Origin of the sequence: Shewanella sp. Choline-02u-19 (assembly GCF_002836205.1) — a bacterium.
Lineage (GTDB): Bacteria > Pseudomonadota > Gammaproteobacteria > Enterobacterales > Shewanellaceae > Shewanella.
Genome location: NZ_PJBE01000013.1, coordinates 2,797,833 through 2,824,782 on the forward strand (window position 1 = coordinate 2,797,833; position 26,950 = coordinate 2,824,782).

The window sequence follows — 26,950 nt, forward strand, 5'->3', positions numbered from 1 at the left end:
AAGTAATAGATTAAAAGCCGATTAGAAGACGGTTGAGAGCAGAATAAGAGCCGATAAAAGCAAAGACGAGGAAGAGCCGAGAAAAGACCTAAAAAGCTTGAATCGTCTCAGCCTGTACCGTCTCTGCTCGCACTATCCGGCTCTTAATCGATTATCACCGTCTCAGCTTGTACCGTCTCAGCTTGTACCGTCTCAGCCTGTTTCGTCTCTGCTCGTACCGTCTCAGCACTATCCGGCTTTAAATCGGCTCTTAATCGATTATCACCGTCTCAGCACTATCCGGCTCTTAATCGACTTTTAAATCTCTATCCCTGCTTCTTCAAAGCTGGCCATTTCGTTGTAAAAATTTGCAGCCGCTTGGATCAATGGGAACGCTAATGCTGCGCCGGTGCCTTCGCCCAATTTCATGCCCAATTTGAGCAAGGGTTTGGCCTGCATACACTCCAGCATTAAGTAGTGGCCCTTCTCGTCTGATTGATGAGAGAAGATCATATAATCGCGGCAAGCAGCATTGATATTAATCGCCACTAATGCCGCCGCAGAGGCTATAAAGCCGTCAATAACCACCAGCATACTCCGCTCGGCTGCGGCCAAAATTGCCCCCGTCATCTGCACAATTTCAAAGCCACCGATACAAGCCAACACCTGCATTGGATCGTCAAGCTCGCTGTGATGTAATAGCATCGCTTGCTCAACGAGCATCTGCTTGCGTTTAAATGTCGACGCATCAATCCCAGTACCACGCCCTACACATTCAGCCGCCGGAATTCCGGTTAACACCGACATAATCGCGGCTGCAGAAGAGGTGTTACCTATCCCCATCTCGCCCAGCGCAATTAAGTTACAGCCATTTTCATGGTGCAGCTGAATACGCGCCGTCGCCATGTCAAAGCCTTGCTTCACGGCGCCAAGCGTCATGGCTGCACGTTTATGGATAGGCCCAGTTCCCGCGCCTAAACGTTGATCAATAACACCGCTGTCGCGATCAAATGGCTGTAAAACACCACAGTCAATCACCTCAAGATCTAGGCCCACTTGGCGAGTAAATACATTTATCGCGGCGCCGCCGGCCATAAAGTTTCTCACCATTTGGCAGGTCACTTCACTTGGCGCTATCGATACACCAGAATTAGCAATACCGTGGTCGGCTGCAAATACAATCAACTTAGGATTAGTGATGCTGGGACTATCTTTACCGAGCACTTTTGCAATCTGTAATGCAAGCGCCTCTAGATCACCAAGCGCGCCAAGGGGCTTGGTTTTCGTGTCAATCTTGTGTTGAATTTCGGCATCAAATTCTGCACTCAATGGCTTAATATTAAACATCTAATCTTATACTCCCATCATCCCGAACAAGGACAAATTAATACAACGGCTCAGCTTAAATCCGCTTTGCACTGCGGCCGCCTAAAATAAATAGGAAAAATACGCTACCCATCACCGAGGTTATAATGCCCACTGGTAGCTCTTGGTAACTCAATAAAGTCCGCGCCAATACATCAACCCACACCATAAATAATCCGCCAACCGCGGCGGTAAGCAATAGCGGATATCTTCCTGGAAACAGTAATCGTACTGTGTGTGGCACCATCAAACCGATAAAACCAATGCCACCACAATTGGCGACTAAAATGGCGGTGATGAGTGAACACAGTAGCAACATCGATAAACGCAATCGTCCTACGTTAATCCCTAACGTATGCGCGGTTTCATCCCCCGCACGCATCGCCACAATTTGACGTTTAAAAAGCAGAATAATCACAGTACATACCGACACGATAATCGCCGGTAATATCAATCCAAACCAACTGGCTTTAGCAAAGCTGCCTAAGCTCCAAAACAGCACCGAAGCGGCAGCTTGAGGGCTTGAAAAATACAGCAACAGACTCGCCATCGCGCCAAACATAAAGGATATCGCCACCCCAGAGAGCAGCATACGCTCAACCTGAGTCGTTAAATTGCGGCCACATAAACTGAGCACCATTAATACCGACAGGCTAGCGCCGATAAATGCGCCCAACGGCAAGCTCAGCCACAATATGCTCTGACTAAAAAGGGTTAGTACCACTACCGCGCCAAATGATGCGCCAGAAGAGATGCCAAATAGATAGGGGTCGGCTAACGGATTACGGGTCACGGTTTGCAGTACGCTGCCGGCAATCGACAATCCTGCCCCCGCAATAAACGCCAATATTACTCGCGGTAATCTCAGTTCCCACACAATGCGTTCGGTCACGCCCATGGAGCCACCCATTCCAAAAATCTTATGGCTGAAGACCTGCAACACATCGCCACTGGTAATACTTGCGGCGCCAAAACTGGTTGCCGCGAACGGGGTGATTAACCCCAGCAACAGCAAGCCAGACAGCAGCAATACATCAAGTGGCTGTTTCCAACCCGTCGCTTGCGGAGCCACTCCTAATGACCTAGGCATCAGTTGTTCCTTTATCTACGGTCACTGAATGAGTCACTGCACTCGCAACGGCTTTTGCTTCAGCGGCCGATATAACGTCACTGCGGGTATAACCATAAAAGTAACTAATCAAAGGATTACCATGTTGCGGATGGGCTTTAACTTCGCAGCACACATCAAATACCTCACCAATACGTTGTTCAGTCAACACCGCTTTGGGCGTCCCTTTTGCCAAGCAGCGGCCCTTATCAAGCAGCAATAACTCATCGCAAAGCGCACTCGCTAAATTGAGATCATGAATAGAGGTGATCACGGTAATATTAAGCGTGTGCAGTAGCTCTAATGTTTGGATTTGATAACGAATATCGAGGTGATTGGTGGGCTCATCTAATATAAGCAGTTGTGGTCGCTGTACTATTGCACGAGCAATTAATGCACGCTGCTTTTCACCGCCAGATAGGCTTTCATACGCTTGATGCGCTTTATGCGTTAAGCCGACTTTAACCAGCGCCTGCGTCACCACTTGGCGATCGCTGGCATTGGTAAATTCAAAGGCGCCCTTATGCGGTGTTAACCCGAGGCTAACCAACTGAGTGGTTGTCATCTCAAAGTGATGTGGCGTGTCTTGCAGCACCACGGCAATTTGCTTGGCAAATGCTTTGGCAGATAACACCGAGATATCTTCACCAAACAGCTGAATGTGGCCAGTGGTCGGTTTAATAAAACGATATAGGCAGCGCAGCAGACTCGACTTACCCGCGCCATTAGGGCCAATAATGCCCAGCATCTGCCCTTTCGCTAAACTAAAATTGATGTCAGACAAAATGGCTTGGCCATTTAACTGCCAGCCTAAACCGCTCACTGCCAGTACTGTTTCTAATGCCTGCTTAGACATTGAATAAACCATAAAACATTATTGAATAAACTCCCTTGAGACGCCCGCTCAAGTTGTTATCTAGTGTGAAGTGCTTATCTATCAAAAGTTAGGCTGGTATCTGACTTGAGGGCTAAAATATTGCTCTAGCGCTCATACAGTTGCGGGTACAGTCCGGACTATTAGCTTGTATTGCTTAAGCTACCGGTTCCCAATTGATGCGGTTAAGCACCTAACTTGATGACTCGTTCTTAATGACCCACTTAATAAGTGTGTTCTCTAGCGTATTTTTACGCGAGTATCACGCAGTTTACCACGCTCACCCAAATAGTAATTGAACTTGATCAATTACTATTTGGCTGATGGCTCAATTTCCATGCTATTGCATCAAACTTATCCCATATAAGTCGCTATTCCAGCCCCCAATTAAGGCTTAAGTGCTGTTGCTCGCCATCATGCAATACATCAATCACCACGGTTGCGGCATAGGGCAGTTTCAACGCGCTGTAGATCCCCGCGCACTGTTTTAATTGCAACGATTTTGCCATTAAGTGCCTGATCACGCCGCCATGAGTCACTAATACAATCACCTTACCTTGGTGCAGCTCAACGAGTGACCGCCACGCAGTATCAATTCTAGCTTCAAAGACCTGCATCGTCTCGCCATTGGGCGGAGTATGTTGCCAAGGGTTAGCCCAATAAGCATCAAGCTCGCTACTATACTGCTGATAAAGTGCGCTAAAAGATTGGCCATCCCAATCGCCAAAATTGAGCTCCATAAAAGCGGCCTGCTCAATAAAATCGATACCGTACTGCTGTGCAAATATCTTCGCGGGTAAAGCACAACGCAATAGCGGCGAACTGACCACCAGATCCGCTATCTTGTTTTGCGCCGCGACCCCGGTTTTGCTTGTTAACAGCCTCGATATAGCCCTATTTAGCTGCTCTTTTCCGGCTAAATTCAGCATGACGTCGGTATGACCGCGTAAAATATTACCACCTTCACAAGCACCGTGCCGCAGTAAAACCACTCTAGTATTTTGCATTGCAACATTCCACATATTATATTTATCAGTGACTTACATAAAAATTATCATCAATTCACACTGAAAAATTATCAACTTTTAGTACTTGCACTTCTGACATCGACTCACGTATTATGGACGTCTATACGTATAAATGTCCAAACAAAATAATGTCACGCAAGTATCGCAAATACTTAACTGATAAACACGGACAACGTTTACTGAAATTTATATTTTGCGACTCTGTAATTGGTAGGAATATTCTATGGCAACACGTACCCCAACAACTGCCCCGCATACTCAAGACACGGCTAAAAAAGTGCTAGCGGTGCTAACCCAAAAATTACAGCAAGAGATCCTGCTGCTTGATGGTGCAATGGGCACCATGATCCAAGATCGCAAATTTGAAGAGGAAGACTTTCGCGGCGAACCATTTAAAGACTGGCATTGCGATGTAAAGGGCAACAATGACATGCTGGTGCTCACTCAGTCAGCTGCGATTAAGCAGATCCATAAAGATTATTTATTGGCTGGCTCCGACATCATTGAAACCAATACCTTCAATGCAACCCGTATTGCCATGGCTGACTACGACATGCAGGAGCATTCAGCCGCGATAAACTTAGCCGGAGCGCGCCTTGCCCGAGAAGCGGCCAATGAAGTTGAAGCAGAAACAGGTCGCCAATGTTTTGTGGCGGGTGTACTCGGCCCAACCAACCGCACTTGTTCAATCAGCCCCGATGTCAACGATCCCGGCTACCGTAACGTCAGTTTTGACGAGCTGGTTGAAGCCTATGTTGAATCGATAGATGCCCTCATCGCTGGCGGCGCGGATATCATTATGGTTGAGACCATTTTCGATACCCTTAACGCCAAAGCCGCACTGTTTGCCATTGAAACCGTATACGACACTCAAGGTTTCCGCCTGCCAATCATGATCTCAGGCACCATCACCGATGCATCAGGGCGTACCTTAACCGGACAAACCACCGAAGCCTTTTACAACTCACTGCGCCATGTTAAGCCACTATCGATTGGTCTTAACTGTGCATTAGGGCCAAAAGAGCTGCGCGCTTATGTCGAAGAGCTATCAAAAATCTCTGAATGCTATGTGTCGGCGCACCCTAATGCCGGTCTACCCAACGAATTTGGCGGCTACGATGAAACCCCAGAGCAGATGGCAGAAGTCATTGAAGAGTGGGCTGAAGAGGGCTTTTTAAACATTATTGGCGGTTGCTGCGGCAGCACGCCAGAGCATATCCGCGCTATCCGTGATGCCGTGATTAGGCATGACGCCCGCGTACTACCAGACATCGCAGTGGCTTGCCGTTTATCAGGGCTTGAGCCGCTGACCATTGATGAAAACTCGCTGTTTTTAAACGTCGGTGAGCGTACCAACGTCACTGGTTCTGCCAAATTTTTGCGGCTGATTAAAACTGGCGAATATGAAGAAGCCCTCAGTGTTGCCCGCGAGCAAGTCGAGAGCGGCGCGCAGATCATCGATATCAACATGGATGAAGGCATGCTCGATGGTGCCGAGATGATGCACAAATTCCTCAACCTTATCGCCTCTGAGCCCGACATATCACGGGTGCCGATCATGATCGACTCCTCTAAGTGGGAAGTGATTGAAGCCGGGCTTAAGTGTATTCAGGGTAAAGGCATCGTTAATTCCATCTCCCTTAAAGAGGGCGAAGCCAAGTTTATCCAGCAAGCCACCTTAGTCAAACGCTATGGCGCCGCGGCAATTATCATGGCGTTCGATGAACAGGGCCAAGCCGACACTAAAGCGCGTAAAATTGAAATTTGTACCCGCGCCTATCGCGTGCTGGTCGATAAAGTGGGCTTTCCGCCAGAAGATATTATCTTCGACCCCAACATTTTTGCCATCGCCACCGGGATTGAAGAGCACGACAACTACGCCGTCGACTTTATTGAAGCGACAGCCGAAATCAAACGCACCCTGCCCCATGCCATGATCTCCGGCGGTGTGTCGAATGTGTCATTCTCGTTCAGGGGTAACAACCCAGTGCGCGAAGCCATTCACGCCGTGTTCCTCTATCACGCTATTCAAGCGGGCATGGACATGGGGATTGTTAACGCCGGTCAGCTGGCAATTTATGATGATATTGATCCCGAGTTAAAGGAGAGAGTCGAGGCCATAGTGCAAAACCTACCTTGCACTGCACTCGATGCCAACGGTGAACTGACCAACAACACCGAACTGCTGTTAGAAGTTGCCGAAAAGTTTCGTGGCGACGGTAGCCAAGTCGCTAAGAAAGAAGATTTAGAGTGGCGTAGCTGGGACGTGAACAAACGTCTGTCTCATGCGCTGGTTAAAGGCATTACTGACTTTATCGATGAAGACACCGAAGAGGCTCGAGCCGCTGCCACGCGCCCACTGGATGTCATTGAAGGTGCCTTGATGGACGGCATGAACGTGGTTGGCGACCTGTTTGGCTCCGGCAAGATGTTCCTGCCACAAGTGGTCAAATCTGCCCGCGTAATGAAAAAAGCAGTCGCGTACCTTAACCCCTATATCGAACTCGAGAAAACCCCTGGGCAGTCAAACGGTAAGATTTTAATGGTCACCGTAAAAGGTGATGTGCACGATATCGGCAAGAACATTGTCGGCGTGGTATTAGCCTGTAACGGCTATGAAGTCATTGATTTAGGCGTAATGGTGCCGGTTGAGAAGATCATCGATGTCGCCGTGCGTGAAAACGTCGACATCATCGGCATGTCAGGGCTCATTACCCCGAGTCTCGACGAAATGGTGCATAACGTTAAAGCCTTCCATAAAGCGGGCTTAACCATACCGTCGATTATTGGTGGCGCAACTTGCTCTAAAATCCATACTGCGGTCAAGATTGCGCCGCATGCACCGACAGGCGCCATCTATATCGCCGATGCTTCACGCGCCGTGCCTATGGTGTCGAAGCTGATTAATAACCAAACGCGTCAAGCCACTATCGACGCGGCTTATCAAGAATATGACGTGATGCGCGAAAAGCGCCTGTCACAAACCAAACGTAAGATCATCACCTCCATTGAAGCGGCGCGTGAAAATCGCTGTCAGCATGACTGGGAAAACTACACCCCGTTTGTGCCTAACGTCCTTGGCCGTCAAGTGTTTGATGACTATCCGTTAGAGGATTTAGTGGCACGTATCGACTGGACGCCATTTTTCCGCAGCTGGGAGTTACACGGTCATTTCCCGCAAATATTAACCGATAAGGTGGTTGGCGAAGAGGCGACTAAGCTATTTGCCGATGGCAAAGCCATGCTTAAACAGATCATCGATGAAAAGTGGCTCACCGCTAAAGCGGTTATCGGCCTGTTTCCAGCCAATACCGTTAACCATGACGACATTGAACTTTACACCGATGAGACGCGCACCGAGCTTGAGCTAACCACTCATCACCTGCGGATGCAGATTGAACGCGTCGGCAACGACAACTTCTGTCTGTCTGACTTTGTCGCGCCAAAAGACAGCGGCGTGGCCGATTACATGGGCGGCTTTGCCGTCACGACAGGTCATGGCATTGACGAGCATGTCGCCCGTTTTGAAGCAGATCACGATGACTACAGCGCCATCATGCTCAAATGCTTGGCTGACCGTTTAGCCGAAGCCTTTGCCGAGCGTATGCATGAGCGAGTACGTAAAGAGTTTTGGGGTTATGCAAGCGACGAGGTACTCGATAACGAGTCGCTTATTCGTGAAAAGTACAAAGGTATTCGTCCTGCACCAGGCTACCCCGCTTGCCCAGATCACACTGAGAAAGGCTTGCTGTGGGATTTACTCAAGCCTGACGAGACTATCAACCTTAACATCACCGAAAGCTATGCCATGTTCCCAACCGCAGCGGTATCGGGTTGGTACTTTGCCCATCCTAAGTCGCGTTACTTTGGCGTGACCAATATTGGCCGCGATCAGGTTGAGGATTATGCTGAGCGTAAGGGGATGAGTATTGAGGATACGGAGAGGTGGTTGGCACCAGTGTTGGATTATGATCCAGAGTAATTTCGGAGCGAGTCTAGAACCTCAAAGCAACCCGTTTGCTATGGGGCTCTAGGCTAGCAATAAACGCCCTCACATCATCACTTCTCCTGCATACGAAATCCACTAAGGAAAAACCTAGCTATGCACTCCTGCGCCATAAACTAAGAAAAGTTACTCATGCAAGAGTCAATTTTCAAAGAGGTATTATTAGTTAATAGTAGTGCCTTATATTGATTAATATTTCTTTCAACTTGATGCAGTAATCCTTCGGCTCCTTTTGCTGCCGAACTCTCATAAACCAAAGGTACCATCGTGAGTTCATGAGCCTGCGTCTGTGCATCGATGAACTGCAGCTGAGACCAAAATAAATTCGAAATCAGGTGAAAAAGGCAGCTACCGATACCAAGATGACGGAACTCCGGTACGACGTAGGCATACAATAAATAGCAGCAAACACCAACATGCCTCTCATCACTGGGTTGACCATCCGTATACCAAGAGTCGAGCAAGCCAACATTAAAGGTCACAAATGCCACTGGTGTTTGCTTCTTCTCCTCTAAAAAAGCCACTAATTGATATTGTCTTTGATGCCTATTTCGCGATATAGGGTTAACAGATACAAGATTTTTAAATATCTCATGGCTGACTAATTGGTTATCTTTACTTTTGGCACAAAAATACCGTTGTAAGTCAGCAATATCGGTATGAAGTGGAGCATCATAAACACTCACACAAGGGATATTTGATAATTCATCACCCCTAGCTGAGGGCGGAGCCTGAAGGCGTAAGTCTTTTTCAGCTAATGTTTGGACGAAGCCACCCTGTAGCTGAAATTGGCTAAAATCATCAAGTAAATGAAGTAAGGGGAATAGCTCTACCTTACTTTTGTTAGAAGTCATATACAGCTCCAATTAATAAACTTGTTGTTTGTATCAGGCTTATCAGTTGATAAATTAACTATCGTCTTTATTCGTTATAAAAACGTCAGGTTAAACACAAACAACACACTTCATAAACTGCTTATTCAATAACTATAGGTACAATTTAATTTCCTGTAAAACCCTTCACCCCTTATTGGATAGGGGCTGCGAGTTCGAATATCATCAAGCTATTGTAAATAAAGATGACTATCACCTTTAGTGTTCTGCTGTATAAATAAAATAAAATATCAGTAGCATAATATTTCGCCGTAAACTCCTCAGTTCAAATTATCAAGCCGTGTTGTGATACCAATTATCAGAAAAGACAGTAAAAGACAGGAAAAGACAGGACAGCCATATCTTTTGTACTTTAAACCATCCTCTACTAGGCTTTAATGACCGAACTGGTACTGCCTAGTGAAGGATTGTCATTATGACCTCCGCAAGAAGAACCCTAATAGATGCTGAAACGACGCCTTTTTATCACATCATTAATCGTTGTGTCAGACGAGCCTATCTCTGCGGTGAAGATAAAGTCTCGGGTAAGAGCTTCGAGCATAGGCGGGGTTGGATTATTGATAAAATTAAAGCGCTTTCAAACATCTTTTGTATTGATATATGCGCTTATGCCGTAATGAACAATCACTACCATTTAGTGCTTAAGATTGACGTTGATAAAGCCAAGTCTTTGAGTCACCGCGAAGTCATTACTCGGTGGTGTCAGGTGACCAAAGGTCATGATGTAGCGACTAAGTATTTGAATGGTGACACCTTGATTGAAGGGGAACGTATGCTCCTTGATGGCTTACTTGCTGAGTGGCATGAGCGTTTATCTAGCATTTCTTGGTTTATGAGGTGCCTAAATGAAGAGATAGCCCGCAGGGCAAATCGAGAAGATGAGTGTAAAGGCGCTTTCTGGGAGGGACGTTTCAAATCTCAAGCCTTACTCGATGAACAAGCACTGCTAGCATGCATGATGTATGTTGATTTAAACCCCATCAGAGCAGGGATTGCTGATAGCGTGCAAACCTCTGACTTCACCTCAATCCAAGAGCGAATGACTGAACTTAATACGACCGAGACAGACTCTGCAAAGCACTCAGAACATTCAAATGAGCAATCATTAAAGCCCCTCGCCGAATTTAATGGTTCAACCCACCTTACAACTCAATCAGGTATTCCATTTCACTTTTGTGATTATCTGGAACTTATCGATTGGACTGGCAAAGCTATCAGACCAGATAAGAGAGGGTTTATAGACTCAAGTCGCCCTAAACTACTCGATTGTCTAGGTATCTCACCTGATACCTGGATAACGTCAGCGAAAGAGTTTCGTCGTCAATACAGTGGTATTAGCGGTCGTTGGGACGCGATGTGTGAGTTTAAAAGGCAGCATCAAAACGGGAAGTGGTGTAAAGGAAAGGCCTATAGCAATGCACTACATCCATTACCCTGAATTACAATCAAAGTGAAAGACGAACAGTCATATCTTCTGCCTTTGTCACATGCTCTTCCTAGCGAATCGCTTTTGCATGATGTGTAACAAAGAGAAAGAATATTCTTACCACGAAGCACTGTCCTTTCGAAAAGGCAAGATGGCATTCGAGCCGTTTACTCCTCCCCTATCCATATCTTTAATGGTTGATGATTCAGCCTGCTTCATCAACCATTAATATACTTCAATAGCACTCTAACGATGTTACTTCATCACTGCTTGTTGGAAACGGTTGCCAGCGATAGCACCACCAATCATTACCAGTAAATACACCCATCCAGATAATGAGAAGTTAGCAATAGGGGTGAACAATGCTCCGACATTACAGCCATTGGCAAAACGAGTACCAAATCCCATTAATAATCCACCTAAAGCAAAAAGCGCCAGCTGTTTAGCGGAGTGGTTTAGAGTAAATGAAAACTTAAATTTTCCCATAAACAACACCGCAATTAAGGTGCCTAATAAAATCGCAAAGTTTTGCACTGACACGCCATGTTCAAAAAACGGCGTGGTAAACATCGCCTCTGGTCGCTGGCTTATCTCAGTAATGGTGTTTAATTCAACCCCAAATAACATCAATCCCTTTGCAAACCAAATACCAAAGGGTGTCGATGCTCCCCAGCCTGCGCCGGTACTTGCCATCATGATGCCAAAGATAACCGCGATGACTAACGCGGTGGTGCGCATTTGCCAGAGGTTAGCGAACCAGTTTTGATATGTTTCACGGCTGAATAATGTGAATGAGTTATCTTCGCCATTTTGATTACTTTGGCGTTGAATATTCTGTCGCTCAATTTCACCCGACACACCTAAATATGAGCCATTGCGACGGCGATAGTTTTCATACTTTTTGGCAATAACCACCACGCTTAATGCTAAAAACAGGGTCACTAATATAGACATAAAATAACCATTCAGCGGTGTACCAGCAAACAAGTCCGGTAAAAACACGCCTTTACCTTGATAGCTTGCTGACGAAAACCACGAATCGGTTATCCAGCTTTGGCTGCTTTGTAATGGAAAACCAAAGAAGACGCCGGCACCAAAAAACACCAGTGTCGTTGCAGCTCTTGGGACATCACTGACAAACTCCACCATCATGCCGGTTGCGCAGCAGCTTGATAAGCTCATGCCTGCGCCAAACATGATGCCGCCAATAAGCAGCCCTGCATTGATAGGATTAATCCATAAATCATATTGCTGGCTGCCAGCATTAAGCAGTAAACCGGCATTGATGATTGCTGTGATGACAAACATAAACATTAGGGTTTGCAGTAACTGCGTTGAACCACGGCGGTAAGCTCGGTTAATACTACCGGCAAAACCAACGGCGCCTTTGGCTAAGGCAAAGCCTAAACTGAGCCCTAATAACAAGCGTAAAAAGAGCCCGTCATTGGCTAATTGAGTCGCGCCAACCACTAACGTCAACAGTAAAATTGTTACGGCCATCACCGCTTGATTCTTATTTATAACCACAACACTAACCAACTATATTTAATAACAAGTTTCAAACAAAAAACAAACAAAACGTTATATTTTTCAAACGCTTTGGCATTCCTGCCATTTAGGTTGCAGATTGTGGTGAATATAGCTGTTTCTGTCTATCGCTATAGCGTGTTTTAGATAGACCCCTTTGTAATAACTCATGCGCTTGTATTAAGTGGAGCGAGAGTAAACTTAGATATTGGGAGTCGAATTAGCCATTAACCTATCTGCCGTCGCTTTTATAGTCCCAATATTGTTGTGGGGATGGAATTGCCAAAGTTCAGCCAAGGCGGCTCACTCACTATAAAATGAGCGCCAACAATCCTGACTCTTGGGCTACTTCTGTTTTTTAACGTCTATTTCACTCGCTTTAAGTCGGTCTAAAATTGAGTTGCCGATATATTGATGAGCGTTTAACAGAATAGAAAAATGATTTTCGTTAGTCACTTTTTGTAATGTATGAGCGGCATATTGTGGAGGGTTGGCCTCGGCAAAGGCGATGACTTTATTAGCGTCAAAGGCTTCGTCTTTATCACCAATCCATAAATCGTATCGTTGAAGCTGTGCTAGCTGTTCATCGGGCGCTTCGGGAGTCAGGGCATTAGACATATTAACGGTATTAAACGATACGATCTTAGGGTTGTCATCTAAGACCTGTTGCGGGAAATGATATTGAACCGCCTTTGAATGCCCCATCAATAAACCGCCACTCATCGCATTAGTCACAAAAGAGGAAACGCTGACAGTGCTAAACGAAAACGGCTTTGGTTCATCATGATCCGTTTCTGAACGGAAACCAAAATACGGTGCAATAAAGAAGTAGCCATCGACAGAGGCGTGTTGATCCCAGCTTGAGTAATTGAGTATTAGCCCAGATCCCGATGAATGACCAGCCATATAGAGTGGCAAGCTTGGGTAGCGTTGGCGTGCATATTCAATGACACTATTAATGTCTTGCCACACTTGTTCCTTATCGGGGGCATCGCCCCTAGGACCAGATGATGAGCCGTGACCACGAAGATCCGGTGTGAATACCGCAATGTTAAATTCATCACGTAAGCCTGCGCCAACATGGGGATAAATAAGGCCACTGTGGGCGCCTGCACCATGATAAAAGATCACCACCGCTTTGGGGTCGCTAGGTAAGTAAGCGCGTAGTGCCAGTTTTTCATCATCGCTGGCGGCAACATAGTCGAGCGAGGGGATGGTTGTCTGCGGTGCGGTTTTTATTTCACTCAGAGAGAAAAAATCACTGGGGGTGTTTTCGCCTACAGCTACATCCTTGTCTAATAAAACTGCACTGTCGCCTGCTAAAGCGGGAGTCGCGGCATATAGGAGGCTAGCGACGATTAAGTTGAAGGCTATTTTTTTCATATCGTTCTCTCTAAAAAAGAAATCATTAGGCCACTCAGTCCAATTCTATCCTTGTTAGCCTAGCAATAAGTGCCCCTAAAACGCGGCGCTTTTTTGATTGACGGCGGATGGTCTAAAAGACATGCCATTTTAGTCTCTCGATAAGGCACTTTCTGTCTTTAAACACTACTTGGTCGTTGAGCATCTATGTTAATGTGACTACACACTTAATAGCAACAAAATAACAACATGAAAATCAAGCGTGTCTCGGCATTAATCTTGCTCTGGATAATGGTTTTTTTTAGCTCTTTTTCAAACTCTGCTGAGTTTGAAACCCAGCTAACAAACACCACAGACATTGTCATTCAAGATACTGCGATTTGGCGCAAAATTAACACAGTGCCTGACTCTCTCCCTGTATCACTTGAAACGCTTAAACATTTATACCAAGCATCAACTCCCATCAAAACCTCATTGGTTAACCAATCGGGTACCTATGCCGCCCGGCTAAAGCTGAATAATCAGGCTGCATTACCAGCAAACTGGTTCGTCAGGATCAATGCTAATTTTGTCGATCAGGGGCTTGGATTTTGGGAGTCTGAACAATACCTAAATACTGCAGTGATTAACTTTTCACAACATGGGGATAACAACACCCCTGTGCTAATGCACACTCAGGCGTTTGAATTACCTTTAAGTCAGCAAGAGAGTGGTTACCTTTGGCTCTACATTAACGCTGAGCATTTTGCGTTGCCACTGTCGGTTGATATCACTAACAGCGCCAGTTTTTACCACAAGCAATTTATCACTAACACGGTGACACTCTTTTCTATTGCCACCATGCTCACGCTGGCCACCATTGCTTTAATTCTGTATGTCAAAACACGCTTAATCGTCACCCTTGCCTGTTCGGCTTATATTGGGTTACACGGTTTAGGTTGGGCTGCAGCCTCAGGCTTAATCGATGATATATTTAACATCCAAACTATTAATACCAGCTATCTTGGTATCGTGATATTTCCTTTTGCCATCGCTTCGGCCAGTCAATTTACTAAGTTATTATTTAACTTTGACTCTCTGCATAAGCGTCTGGAAAAACTCTTTAATGGCCTGTCTATCGTTTGCCTGATTATTGGCTTTATCTTGCCGTTGTTAAGCTTTTCAATCGCATTTACTATTTCCCATATCATCGCGCTAATCTGGGTGCCGCTTGCCATTGTTATTGGCATAAAAATGCTGGCTTCTAATGATTTCAGAGCCAAATACTATCTACTGGGTAACCTCATGTATGGCCTGTCCATGCTTTACTATATCTTGTCTCATAGCGATGTATTAACGGGACAACGACATGCCGAACTCATCGTTATGCTGGCCTTAACTGGCGATTGTTTTTGTATACTGCTCTCTCTAGCGGCTTGGTTACAACAGAAAAAACAAGATTACTCCCGCACCTATTATCAAGCCAGAATCGACCCCTTAACGCATATAGGCAACCGCTACGCCCTGAGCGAAGCATTAGCTAAGGTCGATGACAACTACATTATTACCTTTATCGATTACGATGGAATGAAATTAGTTAATGACGAGATCGGCCACAACCAGGGCGATGCCTTATTACGCTATGGTGCTAAAACCATGACAAATGCCCTTGATAGTAAAGGTGAAGTATTTCGTACTGGCGGTGATGAGTTTGTGTGGTTACTCAATGCTCAATTGTTTAGCGATATGCCGTCAGCGGTAGAGGACATTGGCCGGATGATGATGCATTGTCAAAGCGCAATGCAGTCGAAATGGCCACACTCTGGGATCAGTTATGGAATAGCGCACGCGCGGGAAAGTAGCAATCAATCTGAATGCCTCGCCCTTGCCGATGCACGTATGTACCAACACAAGCGCAGCAAAAATACCCCTCCGCTCGCTGAGAACGTCAACGGATAGATGTTTAAAACACCATTCTCAGCGGCCAACCACAATCCCTAAAGCCATCTGAAGCAAGGATGGCGGTAAAAAAACCTTTAGTGTTAATTTACAGCAAAACACCTACAAACCATTTTATGTGCTCTTTTTCTCTTTAGCGACGGCTGAATAGATAAATAGCGTTACCATAATGTTGCCCACGTAACCGCTTGAATGTCATTAGGTAAAACTAATTAATAGTAATTGTTTTTAACATGTCAGCTTAAGGTTGAGGTTTGCGTTCTAAAAGTGGGATCTATTTCACAAATATGCCCCTAGTTATCAGTCTTAAGGCCTACTTTAGCCTCTCAATTATGATTTAATTACTGTTCAATTTGGAAACACTGAATTCTGTATAATGAAAAGACTATTATTGTTAACCGCCTTTCTCTCTGTCAGCTCAGCCTATGCAGCGAAAGGGGATATCTGTACCAATTGCCCTGATATTACTCCTATTGCTAATCGTGCCGATTTTGATATAACAACTTATTATGCGTCAGCTAATGCCGCTGATAACACTGATATGGTTGAATTTAAAAAGGCCATTAACAAGGATATTTCTGCCCGTCATAAGCAGTTAAGTTATGCTGAAGTGTGGACGGCATTGACCTTCACCGATGAAGATCCTGCTAATGCCAATAACGTTATTTTGCTTTACAAAGGCAACTCTATTCCTAAAAATCAAAATGCATCAGGTGTTAATAATCCAGATTACTGGAACCGTGAGCACGTATGGGCTAAGAGTCATGGTTTTCCTAAGAGTTCTCAGCATGGCTATACCGACATTCATCACCTGCGCCCTTCTGATACGTCGATGAATTCTCAGCGTAGTAACAATGATTTTGATAACGGTGGCAGTGCGGTCGCTGAAGCGCCTGATAATCTTAAAAATGGCTCTATTTCGTGGGAACCAAGAGAAGCGGTTAAAGGTGATGTCGCACGCATGATGTTCTATATGGACACTCGTTATGAAGTCGGCAGTGATACAGATATGCCTGACCTTGTCTTGGTCGATAGAACGGGGACTGCCACAAACAGTGACAACTCCAAACCTGGCGAAATGGGTAAACTATGTACCTTGCTTGAGTGGCATGCTAACGATCCTGTTGATAATTTTGAGCGCAATCGTAATGATGTAGTATTTGAATATCAAGGTAACCGTAACCCTTATGTCGACCATCCAGAATGGACTGACTTTGTTTATAAGAACAAGTGTAGTGACATTCCAGCTGTGACTCCGAGTGTGAGTATTGCAGCAACAGAACCTGTGATTGAAGGTGATAGCGTGACCTTAACGGCGACGGCAAATATTACTGATGCCATCTTCCTTTGGGAGCAAACATCAGGCGCTGATGTTAAGCCTGTAGATACCGACAGTGCTACGCTGACTTTTATTGCACCTAAAGTGACAATGGATACGGATTTCGGATTTAAAGTCACGATTACCGATAGTCAGGATGCTAAAGCAAATAATGAAATTAGTATTACCGTAAAAGACAAGTTTATAGCCTCTCCATTTAGATTAGATATTGCAGCCGTTTCGGTTGTGAGTGAAGCACAGCAAGTGAGTCTTATTGGCTCAAGTAACGGCGATAAGCCCACTTATCAATGGGCTCAGACTGCTGGACCTAAAGTGAATTTGGCAAGTACCACTCAAGCAGAGTTAGTTTTTACTGCACCAAGTGTGAGCCTTGATTCAATGGTGAGCTTTAGCCTTACCGTTAAAGACTCTCTCGATCAAACGATCACTAAAACAGTGAATCTCACCGTGAGAAATACTGATTTAACCACGCCAACAGAACCCACTAAACCTACCACTGAGTCATCAGGCGGGGCGCTGGGATCATTATGGATTGGGGTATTGGTGTTACTGGGGCTAAGAAGACGCATTCGTTAAAATGATGATATTAAGATATGGTTAGCTTGAAACTGCCATAACTTGAATTTATCCATTAAAAAAGCCAGTCGGTCTCTCCGTCTGGCTTTTTTAATAGCTGCTAATAAGCCCAAACTCGTTATTTCAACTTAATATTTAGGCTTATCAGTAATGCACCACACGTTGCTTCTCAGCTTACTCCGCAGACGTTATGAAGATAGTATATTGTACATGTTTTAGTATATATACCCGCTCACTATATTAGCAATTAATACATTATGCATGTATGAATAAAAATCTCGAGTGATGTTAGAGATATTACCAAATGTTCACCTAGCTCTAATATCATCGCTGCTACGCTAAAATTTCCTATAAGCACTAAATATCAGTTACCCAATATTCAACTGTGTGCTTTTACAACTTAGATGTCTCTTTTTGTAACGTATTATGTGTGAACCTGATCACGACCATTAATATTGAAGCCGATACAATTCAGTTCAGTTAATTAAAAGTTATTAAAAAGTAGCTAATTAACCATTTAGTAATTTACTGAAATACTGAGGCGTTTTATTAAAATATTTGGAACAACATAGTGTAATGATTTATTTAGACACTTTTATCTTATAGATGGGTTATCTATAAATAGTTTAAATAATTTTATTATGGGTTGGTTACCGAAAATTTTAATCACTTATTGGGATTGATTATTAATACTAGTCACCACTCGCCTCAGTCAATAGATGTGCAAATAATGCACAATTAAAATAATACGGGGTTGAATATGAAAAAAACTACTCGCAGTGTACTGTGTTTAGCGGTACTTGCTGCTTTAGCTGGCTGTAGCGATGATGAGACAATAATTAATACCGACAGTGGTTATGCGCCAGTAGCCACACAAGGTAAAACACTCACGAATACACCCGACATCATTGTAAAGAGCCAAAACGAAGTCGACGAAGTCACCATCACTATTGGTGCAACATCGGATCTCCACGGCCGTATTTTTGGCTATGATTATGCGCTCGATGCGGTAGATTCTGATGCTGGTTTAACCCGTATTTCTACCTTGCTTGAGACGGCAAAAGCACAAAACCCAAATATGATCTTGATCGATATCGGTGATACCGTTCAAGGCAACTCAGCTCAACTGTTCAACGATGATCCAACGCATCCTGTCGTGTCTACCTTAAACTCACTTGGTTACGATCTCTGGGTTCCTGGTAACCATGAATTTAACTTCGAACGCAGCTTCATCGACCGTAACCTGAATCACTTCAATGGTGCCGTGGTATCGAACAACATTAAATGGGAAGAAAACGATGTTAACTACATTCGTGCTTTCCAAATCTTCGAAGTCGATGGTGCTAAAGTTGCTATCGTGGGTGTGAGCCCATCAAATATCCCTAACTGGGAAGCGTCTGCACCTGGACACTTTGCAGGTCTTAAATTTGATGAAGAGCTGGCATCCACACGCGCTGCAGTTGATAAGTTAATCGCAAAATTCAATCCTGATGTCATCGTTGGTGCCTTCCATATCGGACGTAGCTCTGAAGGTGGAGCCGGTGTCCATAAGATTGCGGCTGAAATGGCTGATAAGTTCGATGTCATTATTGCCGGACACGAACACGCAACGTATATCGAAAGCATCCAAAAAGCGGCAGCAGGCGAAGAGATCACTGCAACCGATATCTCTGTTGAAGGCGGTGATACCGCTGAAGATAAGACACTGTCTGGCACTTATGACGAAACAAACCGCGGCCAGAGTGTGAAGATCATCGAGCCGGGCAAGTGGGGTTGGGCTCTGGCTAAGGCTGACATTAAGCTTAAGAAGAACACCGATGGTAAGTGGGAGATGGTGGATACAACTCTGAGCAATGTCACCTCTAAAAATATCGAAGAAAGTCAGATAACAAGTTCGCAGTTCCAGTATGTTCATGACATGTCTAAGGCCGATGCTCAATTGGTTCTGGGTCTAGTCGGTGGTGACTTTACCCCGGGTACTGGCGCCGATGAAGCCGTGCATGAAGATTACGACCATGAAGCGGGTCGTCTATATTCAACGATTCATACTGCTAAAGTCATGGATACGCCGTTGATGGACTTCATTAACCAAATCCAGATTAAAAAATCTAAAGCCGTGGTCTCTGCAGCATCTCTATTCTCTGATAGCTCTAACCTGATTGACGGTCAAGAGTACGCGAAGAAAGATTCCACTAATCTGTACAAATATGACAATACCCTTATCGGTATAAACATGACGGGTGCAAACCTGAAGCGTTATATGGAGTGGTCTTACACTTACTTTAATACCTATGAAGACGGCGACATTACCGTATCGTTTAAGAAAGGTGCTAAAGCTTACATGTATGATCAGTTCGACGGTAAGATTGACTTCGTTGTCGACCTCGCTGGCGATGCATTAACCATGGATGAAAACAATACAGTCACCAATGAAGGTAACCGTATCGAGATCATCGAAATCGATGGTAAGCCATTCGATGCGACTGCGACATACAAGGTTGCTTTAAACAGCTATCGTTGGGGCTCAAACATCAAGAAGTTTGGTTGGGCAACGGGTGACGATGTTTATTATGACTCAGTCAACGAGTCTGTTTACGCTATCCGTGACATGCTAACTGAATATGTTGAGGACAATAAAGGCGTTGATGCCAGCGACTTCACCAATCCTAACTGGGAAATTAAACAGTATCAGGATAATGGCGCTATCACCTTACTACGCACAGACAAGGCCGAAGGCCAGGCACTGTGGAATAGACTGATTAGCAAAGAAATCTGTGTCAACATTGACCCAGACAACCCTAAATATCCAGGGATTTTGGACGCGGTCAATGTTAATGACGTGAACTCATACTTTGTCAATCCGACTCAAGATTATGCAGGTTGTGTCACTGATTAAATCGCACTCAACAAAGGCCTGGTAACAGGCCTTTTTTCTGTTCAGGCTAATCTGTCATTATCGGTAATGACTGGTGTGTTAGACGGCCTTAAGATATTTTTGCTCACTTAGTTACTGACAATCTATATTAAAAAACTTATGTTAAAAGACTATCGATTCACCCTATTCATCGCCATTGTTTCAACCTTAATTTTCTATATTTCTCCCAGTTTGAGCGACAGCTTGAAACCTAAGACGCCGCTGCAGCAAGAATTTGTAGAAGCTCGCGTTGTCGCTGTGCTCTCAAACAATCTGGCCCCTGATGCCAGAGTGCCCTCCATATTGACGGGCCTACAGGTGATCACCGCCGAAATATTAGAGGGAGAAGAAAGCGGTAAAGTGGTCGAAGTGCAAAACCCCCTTAGCAGGCAACATAATGTACTGGTCGCTGAAGGCGACGTCTTTATCATGATGATAAGAGATACCTCTAACGGCACCGTATATTGGGCCTACAACCACAAGCGATCGACGGCTATCTACTGGATGTGTTTTGCCTTCCTGCTGTTGCTGCTCTCTTTCGGCAAGAAAGAGGGATTAAATTCTGTGGTGTCGCTCTACTTTACCGCGGCACTGATCATCGGAGTCTTGATCCCGGCTATTTTTGCCGGGTGGAATCCAGTACTTATCACCATCATCCTGATGGGATTGAAGATTGTAGTTAATTTCATTCTGGTATCTGGTTATAACAAAAAGAGCTTCTGCGCCATGGGTGGCACCTTGCTTGGCGTCATTGCGGCCGGCATTATGGCGCAGGTATTTGGCGAGTTTGCTCACCTTTCCGGCATCTATTTAGATAAAGGCGAAGATGTTATCTATTTGGCCACTCAACCAATTCAGATCCGCTGGTTAATGTTTGTCGCCATCATGATTTCAGCCCTTGGCGCAGTGATGGATGTGGCCATTTCTATTGCCTCCGCCTATAACGAACTGAAAATTGCCGATCCAAAGCTCAGCCCAAAGCAGCTGATGAAAGCCAGTATGAATATCGGACGAGATATCATGGGCACCATGACCAACACCTTGATACTCGCCTTTGCGGGTAGCTCTTTAACCACCATTATGATGGTTTGGGGTTTGGATATGCCACTGACTCAGTTTATCAATACCCCCATTATCGCGTTGAGTATCATTCATGCGTTGGCTGGCAGTGTCGGCATTGTATTAACGATTCCTCTTACGGCTTGGCTCGCTAGGTATATGCTCAGTGAACCAGCCCCCGTTGCCGAAACATCTCAACCGATGTTAGAGAATGAAGTTATTGAACAAGTTGTTACGCCTCGGCCAACCACAGCAGAAGCTCAATAGCAGAGTCTATTATCCGTGAGCGCAGCGTTCCGTTATCCGTGAGCGCAGCGTTCCGTTATCCGTGAGCGCAGCGTTCCGTTATCCGTCAGCGCAGCGTTCCGTTATCCGTCAGCACAGCGTTCCGTTATCCGTCAGCACAGCGTTCCGTTATCCGTCAGCGCAGCGCTCCGTTATCCGTCAGCGCAGCGTTCTGTTATCCGTCAGCGCAGCGTTCCGTTATCCGTCAGCACAGCGTTCCGTTATCCGTCAGCGCAGCGTTCCGTTATCCCTGAGCGCAGCGTTCCGTTATCCGTCGCTTTCTTTAGAGGCTTAGCTTTAATGATACGTACCAGAAAATGATGAGTAATCCAAATAGCCAAAGAAGTGCAGACTACCGCCATCAAAATGGAGCTAAAGCGGTAGCAGATAGAGAAGAATGCATCTTTTTGCTCGGGAACAAACGATGTTGTCAGTGGCACCGTTAAGGCCGACATGGCTGAAAAACCGATACCCGCTTTGATGTCCCCTAACGCTAGCCATCGACAAAAAATCCCGGCGGCAATGGCATAGGCTAACAAAAACAATAGCGCATTATTAGACCAAGTATATAGCGTCAGTTGGATCAACATTCCCGCAAAGCAGCCGAGAAACGTGCCAATAATACGGATCTTTGCGACCGCTAATGATCCAATCAACGTCATAGGCGTTAGCACGATAAAGATTGATGCCTGTGCTGACAGCGAATCATTTAAATCTGCAACTTGAAACAGAATGAATGCCGCCATTGCAATCAACCAACCTAATAACGCCTGACGCACCAAACCATTGTGATCTTTACGCTGGGTATCAACATGTGCCCTGCTCTTTGCTGCTGTAGGTTCAGCAGTGAACGCCGAAGCAGGCAATATATTTTGCTCAGGAAACAGATAAAACGCCAAGCCAACAATGGGCGCTGTGACTAATGTTGACGCAATCAGCCCCATAACGAACTCTTCAAGATCAAATCCATTGTAGCTAGCAAAATTCAGTAAAATAGAGCCGATTAATAGCCCGATATAACCGAAAAGATAAGTGCTTTTATGGGTCATCGCGATACATTTAAACATCAGCATCAGCCCTACCGCGAGCGTCATAAGCAGAGGATAAGGTTGTAAAAAACCAACGATTAACGTCACTTGAATACAGATCCAAACAACGCTAATGATCAATTGCATGATAATGCCACTATTCCATCGATCAATTTTAGTCAGGACGAACATTGGCAACAATGCGGCAAAAAGACCATACCACCAACCAAAAACCAGCGTCACGGCTAAGCCTGTCACACTGCCAAACCATATACGCTGGGTTTTTCTTAAAGTATCTACTTTCAAAAGAGGGGTTCCTTGGCGCTAGATAGATTAATAGATGTAATGCAGAAAACTCACCGTCTTAATTTGAGCTTGGCCTAACAATGCCCATAGCCAGTTGTCTCTGGGATACAGCACGACAGTGGCGCGCGAACCGATAAACAGTTGCTTAGGCAATGCAATATTACTGACTAAATTGACCCGCACTCGTTGCGCATCACGCACCCAGCGGTTGTTGGTTTCTATGTTGGTCAATTGACCATTCGGGCTTTGCTGCGCTGCTGCGACCCCAAAATCACGGCTCTGTATTTTCAACGAATAAACTTCACCAGGAAAAGCATCGAAAGCCACTAATGCAGCGGTTCCCTCATCTAATAGTGCCACCGCTTTTTCGCGAAAATCAGCCGCTATCCACAATGAACCCGTCGGGATAAAGGTCATTAAGGGCTGGTTAGTACTGGCTGTGCTGCCGACTTCTAGCTGTAGATTGGTAATAACGCCATCACTGGGGGCCATTATTTGTGTATGTGATAGATTGAGCTCTGCTTGCTCTAAGCTGTTATTCGCTGCGCGTACCATACTGCTTTGCCCAGGTGACGTGCCTAACTGCACGCGCAGTGCTCGTCGTTCTTGCTGAGCGGCATGCAGGTTAGATAACGACACATTGTTATTCGCCAGAGAACTATCAAGCAGCGAGGCTGATACCAGTTTTTTACCAGCAAGCTGCCGAATACGTTGATATTCACTGCTGGCATTATCAAATGCCGCTTGGGTGGTAGCCACATTGGCGTCACCCGCTTCAACTTTGGCGTATAAAGCACTTTCTTGCTCGTGGGCCTGCTCTAGCGCCACATTGGCCTTATTGACTGCCAGTTGGTATTTACGCTTATCAATCGTAAAGAGGCTATCTCCCTTACTGACCTGCTGATTATTTTCAACCTGTACACCGATGACGTTACCACTGACTTCAGATGCTATCTGAATGACATACCCTTGTACTCGGCTCTCGGTCGTTAACGGGGCATAACGATCGGCAATCACAATATAGCCAAGAAGAACAATAAAAAGAATAATAAGACTTTGCATCCAACGGCGAAAAGCATGTTCGGCAGTTTGCATTAAACGGTCCACAGTAACCTGAAAGGGACGCTATTATAGAAACAGTGGATTAGATTAAGTAGAATGACAAACAAGACACTTACAACCTATAGGCAGGACAATGAAGCTAAGTATGGATGATCTATACCTGTTTGTACTCACGGTTCGACATGGTGGGATCAGCGCGGCGGCGAAACACCACTGCCTTCAACGTTCTAAAGTGAGTCGACGCTTACAAGAACTTGAAAAAGCGTTAGGTTGTCAATTATTGATCCGCACCACACGCAAAATTGAATTAACTGAAGATGGTCGATTGCTATACGAACAAGTTAATCAGCCACTCAGCAGTGTGGCACAGGCTGCGAACTTACTGACAAATCAACATAAGTCATTACAAGGTGCGTTACGCATAGCCGTTCCTGCTGCACTCATCACCTCCAATCTGTTTACCTCTTTATTGGAAGATTATCTCGAACGCTTTCCCGATGTATTGCTCGATGTGGTTAATAGTCAGGAAAGTCTCGATTTAAGGCGTGAAAACATCGATATGCAGCTATTACCTAAAGGGGTAAAAGTGACCAATGAGGATTATGTTCAACAAAATTTGTTGCGGTTTCCGAGCTGCTTAGTCGCCTCTGCCGATTACCTCAATAGTCATGCTGCAATTACAGAGCTATCTCATCTGTATGACCATCCCATTATGGTGAGCCGATATAACATGACAGCGTTACCAGACAATCTGAAGATCCGACTCTGCTCCGATGATTTAGGATTGATACAGCACATGGCAACCTCTGGTAAAGGGGTGGCCTTGTTGCCAATATCTTTACTCCAAGATGCGTTCAAAGCCGGTGAACTGGTGACGATTCTACCTCGGGAAAAATTCACTGATATAAAATTGACTTTGATCTATCCATCACGTGAATTTTTGCCAGAGAAAACCCGTGTATTAGTACAGTTATTACGAGAAACGTTTACCGAAGCGAATATCAAACTTTCGGTTTAACGAGTGTTAGATTATCCGTTACCTAAGTCATTTATCAATTGTCTATGATCGAGTGCAGTCCCCCTGATAAGTCCTTGTGACGAGAATGCCAATAATCTACTTTTTGGTGCAGCCCCTATTCATCCAACAAATTAGTGACCGCATCAGCCAACCACATTAAAGCAGGGCCTCTGGCTTTTTGTTTTGCCATCACACGATCAATCGGCACTCGCCATGGCTTATGATCAAAGCTTAAATTCATGCGCACCATTTCTCCCTGATGCTCATATCGCTCTGCCATATAAGCTGGAATATAACTCCATCCCAGCCCTTCCTTTACCATGCTGTTAATCGCATTAAAGCTATTTCCCCACCAGATATGTGCAGAGATCTCAGGACTGTGTGCCAAGGCTTGTCCTTCAAGGCCACGGATCAATAATTGACGTTGTGGGATCAAATCTGCCGCAGTGATGATATCCATTTTTGCCAGTGGATGCGCTGGGTTCACTACGCCATTGAACGGCAAGCTACCGACGTAACACAAATCCACCTCTTGAGGAAAATCGTTACTGGCAAACATCAAACCTAAATCAGCTCGTTCCGTATGTACTAGCGTTAACACATCGGGGGTTGAAACGGCATAAAGCTCCAAGATGGTACCTGGGAAACGCGTTGCAAAAGTGTTCAACAAACTCGTCACCACCGGCAGTAACGCATCATCTACTGCCATTTTTATCTGTGTTTCATGTGATGAATTTAAGGCGCTAGTCACAGAGTCGAGTTCATAAGTTTGTTGCAGGATAGCTTGAGCAAACGGCAATAGCCTCTCACCATGAGCCGTTAATGAGGGTTTGCGGCTGCTACGATCAAACAGCGTGGTATTGAGCTCAATCTCAAGGTTTGCGATCCCCTGACTCACCGCTGACTGCACTTTACCCAGCTTACGAGCACATGCTGAGAATGACCCTGATTGTGCCGTTTCAACAAACATTCTTAGCTGTTCTAAATTATACATATCACTTTTCCTGATAGTAACTGACTTTATTCTTACGCAATAATTGATGATTATAGCAACCAAGAAGCATTGAACAACCTAAATGAGACTGACTATGAACACAAAAGAGCGTATTTTCCACAGCATATTATTTGAAGCGATTGCCTTAGTATTTGTGATCACTGCCGCCAGCATTTTTACCGATGCAGGGGTAACATCGGTGACCGGTTTAGCTATCGGCCTGTCGTTAATAGCCATGTGTTGGAATTACGTTTACAACTTAGGATTTGACCGCATATTCGGAAACAATCGTATTGAGCGTACATTTAAAATGCGCATAGGCCATGGGCTTGGTTTTGAGTTAGGCATGATTGTTGTCACACTCCCCTTGATGATGTGGGTGCTACAGCTAGATTTTTGGACCGTATTTATCATGGATATCGGCGTTGTCATTTTCTTCTTGGTATACGCAATTGTCTACAACTGGTGTTATGACCTGCTGCGTGAGCGTTTCTTCGGCAGCAGCGCAGAAGTGAGCAATGCCCTCCCTAGATAAGCATCTGGTGGAAGTAATCATCAATTGCTAACGCTAATACGCTTCATCATAAGCGGTCATAGGTGAATTCAGCGTAAAATACTGAGCTCACCTAGCCTCCATACCTTGCTAATCTAGGACTTTCCCCCAAGAGATACAGGTAAGCGGCTTCTCTGGCCGCGAGTCCTATTTCCATATAAAGAGTAACGACTGCAGAACGCTATATTGTGCAGTTATGGATTTATACCAATTGGATTAACTATTAGCTTCAATCCCCCATCTCGCCTACAGGGCTTTTAATTCCCGCTGAATGGTCAAACTTTTAATGCAACGGGTATTATATCAGTGA

At 45.0% G+C, this 26,950-nt stretch carries 18 protein-coding genes and 1 riboswitch; of the genes, 8 read left to right on the forward strand and 10 right to left on the reverse strand.

Features of this window, described 5'->3' with window-relative positions; translation table 11 throughout:
• Positions 1 to 297: 297 nt before the first annotated feature.
• The 4 genes from cobT to CXF83_RS18870 all read right to left on the reverse strand — a co-directional run bounded on the left by cobT (position 298) and on the right by CXF83_RS18870 (position 4,333).
• Positions 298 to 1,326 (reverse strand): nicotinate-nucleotide--dimethylbenzimidazole phosphoribosyltransferase, encoded by a 1,029-nt coding sequence (cobT, locus tag CXF83_RS18855; protein WP_101093112.1) that lies wholly within the window; start codon positions 1,324 to 1,326, stop codon positions 298 to 300.
• A 55-nt stretch (positions 1,327 to 1,381) separates the two neighbouring features.
• A complete protein-coding gene (locus CXF83_RS18860) occupies positions 1,382 to 2,434 on the reverse strand; it encodes a FecCD family ABC transporter permease (protein ID WP_101093114.1) in 1,053 nt (350 codons plus the stop codon).
• Positions 2,427 to 3,308 (reverse strand): ABC transporter ATP-binding protein, encoded by an 882-nt coding sequence (locus tag CXF83_RS18865; protein WP_232775148.1) that lies wholly within the window; start codon positions 3,306 to 3,308, stop codon positions 2,427 to 2,429. The genes CXF83_RS18860 and CXF83_RS18865 overlap by 8 nt, the downstream gene beginning before the upstream one ends.
• 74 nt (positions 3,309 to 3,382) lie before the next feature.
• Positions 3,383 to 3,536, reverse strand: a riboswitch (cobalamin riboswitch).
• A gap of 161 nt (positions 3,537 to 3,697) precedes the next feature.
• The gene (locus CXF83_RS18870) at positions 3,698 to 4,333 is read right to left on the reverse strand and encodes a histidine phosphatase family protein (protein WP_101093118.1); all 636 of its coding nucleotides are present in this window, start codon (positions 4,331 to 4,333) and stop codon (positions 3,698 to 3,700) included.
• 244 nt (positions 4,334 to 4,577) lie between these two features.
• Here CXF83_RS18870 and metH point away from each other — a divergent pair, with 244 nt between their 5' ends.
• Entirely contained in the window at positions 4,578 to 8,336 is a 3,759-nt protein-coding gene (metH, locus tag CXF83_RS18875; RefSeq protein ID WP_101093120.1) for a methionine synthase, read from the forward strand.
• Positions 8,337 to 8,476: 140 nt separating this feature from the next.
• Here the strand turns inward: metH and CXF83_RS18880 are convergent, their stop codons facing one another.
• A complete protein-coding gene (locus tag CXF83_RS18880; RefSeq protein WP_101093121.1) occupies positions 8,477 to 9,214 on the reverse strand; it encodes a hypothetical protein in 738 nt (245 codons plus the stop codon).
• 454 nt (positions 9,215 to 9,668) lie between these two features.
• On the opposite strand from CXF83_RS18880, the gene CXF83_RS18885 reads away from it, so the two are divergent.
• Complete coding sequence (locus tag CXF83_RS18885) at positions 9,669 to 10,691, forward strand: transposase (RefSeq protein ID WP_101093123.1); 1,023 nt, start codon at positions 9,669 to 9,671, stop codon at positions 10,689 to 10,691.
• A gap of 243 nt (positions 10,692 to 10,934) precedes the next feature.
• Here CXF83_RS18885 and CXF83_RS18890 read toward each other — a convergent pair whose 3' ends face one another.
• Positions 10,935 to 12,206, reverse strand: coding sequence for a YeeE/YedE family protein (locus CXF83_RS18890; RefSeq protein WP_101093125.1), 1,272 nt, complete (start codon positions 12,204 to 12,206; stop codon positions 10,935 to 10,937).
• A gap of 345 nt (positions 12,207 to 12,551) precedes the next feature.
• Complete coding sequence (locus CXF83_RS18895; RefSeq protein ID WP_101093127.1) at positions 12,552 to 13,589, reverse strand: alpha/beta hydrolase; 1,038 nt, start codon at positions 13,587 to 13,589, stop codon at positions 12,552 to 12,554.
• A gap of 228 nt (positions 13,590 to 13,817) precedes the next feature.
• Between CXF83_RS18895 and CXF83_RS18900 the strand changes: the two genes are divergently transcribed.
• From CXF83_RS18900 to CXF83_RS18915, 4 genes are all read left to right on the forward strand, one after another.
• Entirely contained in the window at positions 13,818 to 15,506 is a 1,689-nt protein-coding gene (locus CXF83_RS18900) for a sensor domain-containing diguanylate cyclase (RefSeq protein ID WP_101093129.1), read from the forward strand.
• Positions 15,507 to 15,882: 376 nt separating this feature from the next.
• Positions 15,883 to 17,421, forward strand: a complete 1,539-nt coding sequence (locus tag CXF83_RS18905) for an endonuclease (RefSeq protein ID WP_101093131.1) — start codon at positions 15,883 to 15,885, stop codon at positions 17,419 to 17,421.
• Positions 17,422 to 18,181: 760 nt separating this feature from the next.
• Positions 18,182 to 20,317: a bifunctional metallophosphatase/5'-nucleotidase gene (locus tag CXF83_RS18910; RefSeq protein WP_101093133.1), complete on the forward strand. Its 2,136-nt coding sequence runs from the start codon at positions 18,182 to 18,184 to the stop codon at positions 20,315 to 20,317.
• A 138-nt stretch (positions 20,318 to 20,455) separates the two neighbouring features.
• Positions 20,456 to 21,661, forward strand: coding sequence for a YibE/F family protein (locus CXF83_RS18915; RefSeq protein ID WP_101093135.1), 1,206 nt, complete (start codon positions 20,456 to 20,458; stop codon positions 21,659 to 21,661).
• Between the two features lie 239 nt (positions 21,662 to 21,900).
• On the opposite strand, the gene CXF83_RS18920 is transcribed toward CXF83_RS18915, so the two are convergent.
• Positions 21,901 to 23,013 carry a DUF2955 domain-containing protein gene (locus CXF83_RS18920; protein ID WP_101093137.1) on the reverse strand — a complete coding sequence of 371 codons (1,113 nt, stop codon included), beginning with the start codon at positions 23,011 to 23,013 and terminating at the stop codon, positions 21,901 to 21,903.
• Between the two features lie 27 nt (positions 23,014 to 23,040).
• Positions 23,041 to 24,108, reverse strand: coding sequence for an HlyD family secretion protein (locus CXF83_RS18925; RefSeq protein WP_101093139.1), 1,068 nt, complete (start codon positions 24,106 to 24,108; stop codon positions 23,041 to 23,043).
• Between the two features lie 100 nt (positions 24,109 to 24,208).
• Between CXF83_RS18925 and CXF83_RS18930 the strand changes: the two genes are divergently transcribed.
• Positions 24,209 to 25,093 (forward strand): LysR family transcriptional regulator, encoded by an 885-nt coding sequence (locus tag CXF83_RS18930; protein ID WP_101093141.1) that lies wholly within the window; start codon positions 24,209 to 24,211, stop codon positions 25,091 to 25,093.
• A gap of 115 nt (positions 25,094 to 25,208) precedes the next feature.
• On the opposite strand, the gene CXF83_RS18935 is transcribed toward CXF83_RS18930, so the two are convergent.
• Positions 25,209 to 26,087: a LysR family transcriptional regulator gene (locus tag CXF83_RS18935; protein WP_101093142.1), complete on the reverse strand. Its 879-nt coding sequence runs from the start codon at positions 26,085 to 26,087 to the stop codon at positions 25,209 to 25,211.
• Positions 26,088 to 26,181: 94 nt separating this feature from the next.
• Between CXF83_RS18935 and CXF83_RS18940 the strand changes: the two genes are divergently transcribed.
• Positions 26,182 to 26,622, forward strand: a complete 441-nt coding sequence (locus CXF83_RS18940) for a PACE efflux transporter (protein WP_101093144.1) — start codon at positions 26,182 to 26,184, stop codon at positions 26,620 to 26,622.
• Positions 26,623 to 26,950 lie beyond the last annotated feature (328 nt).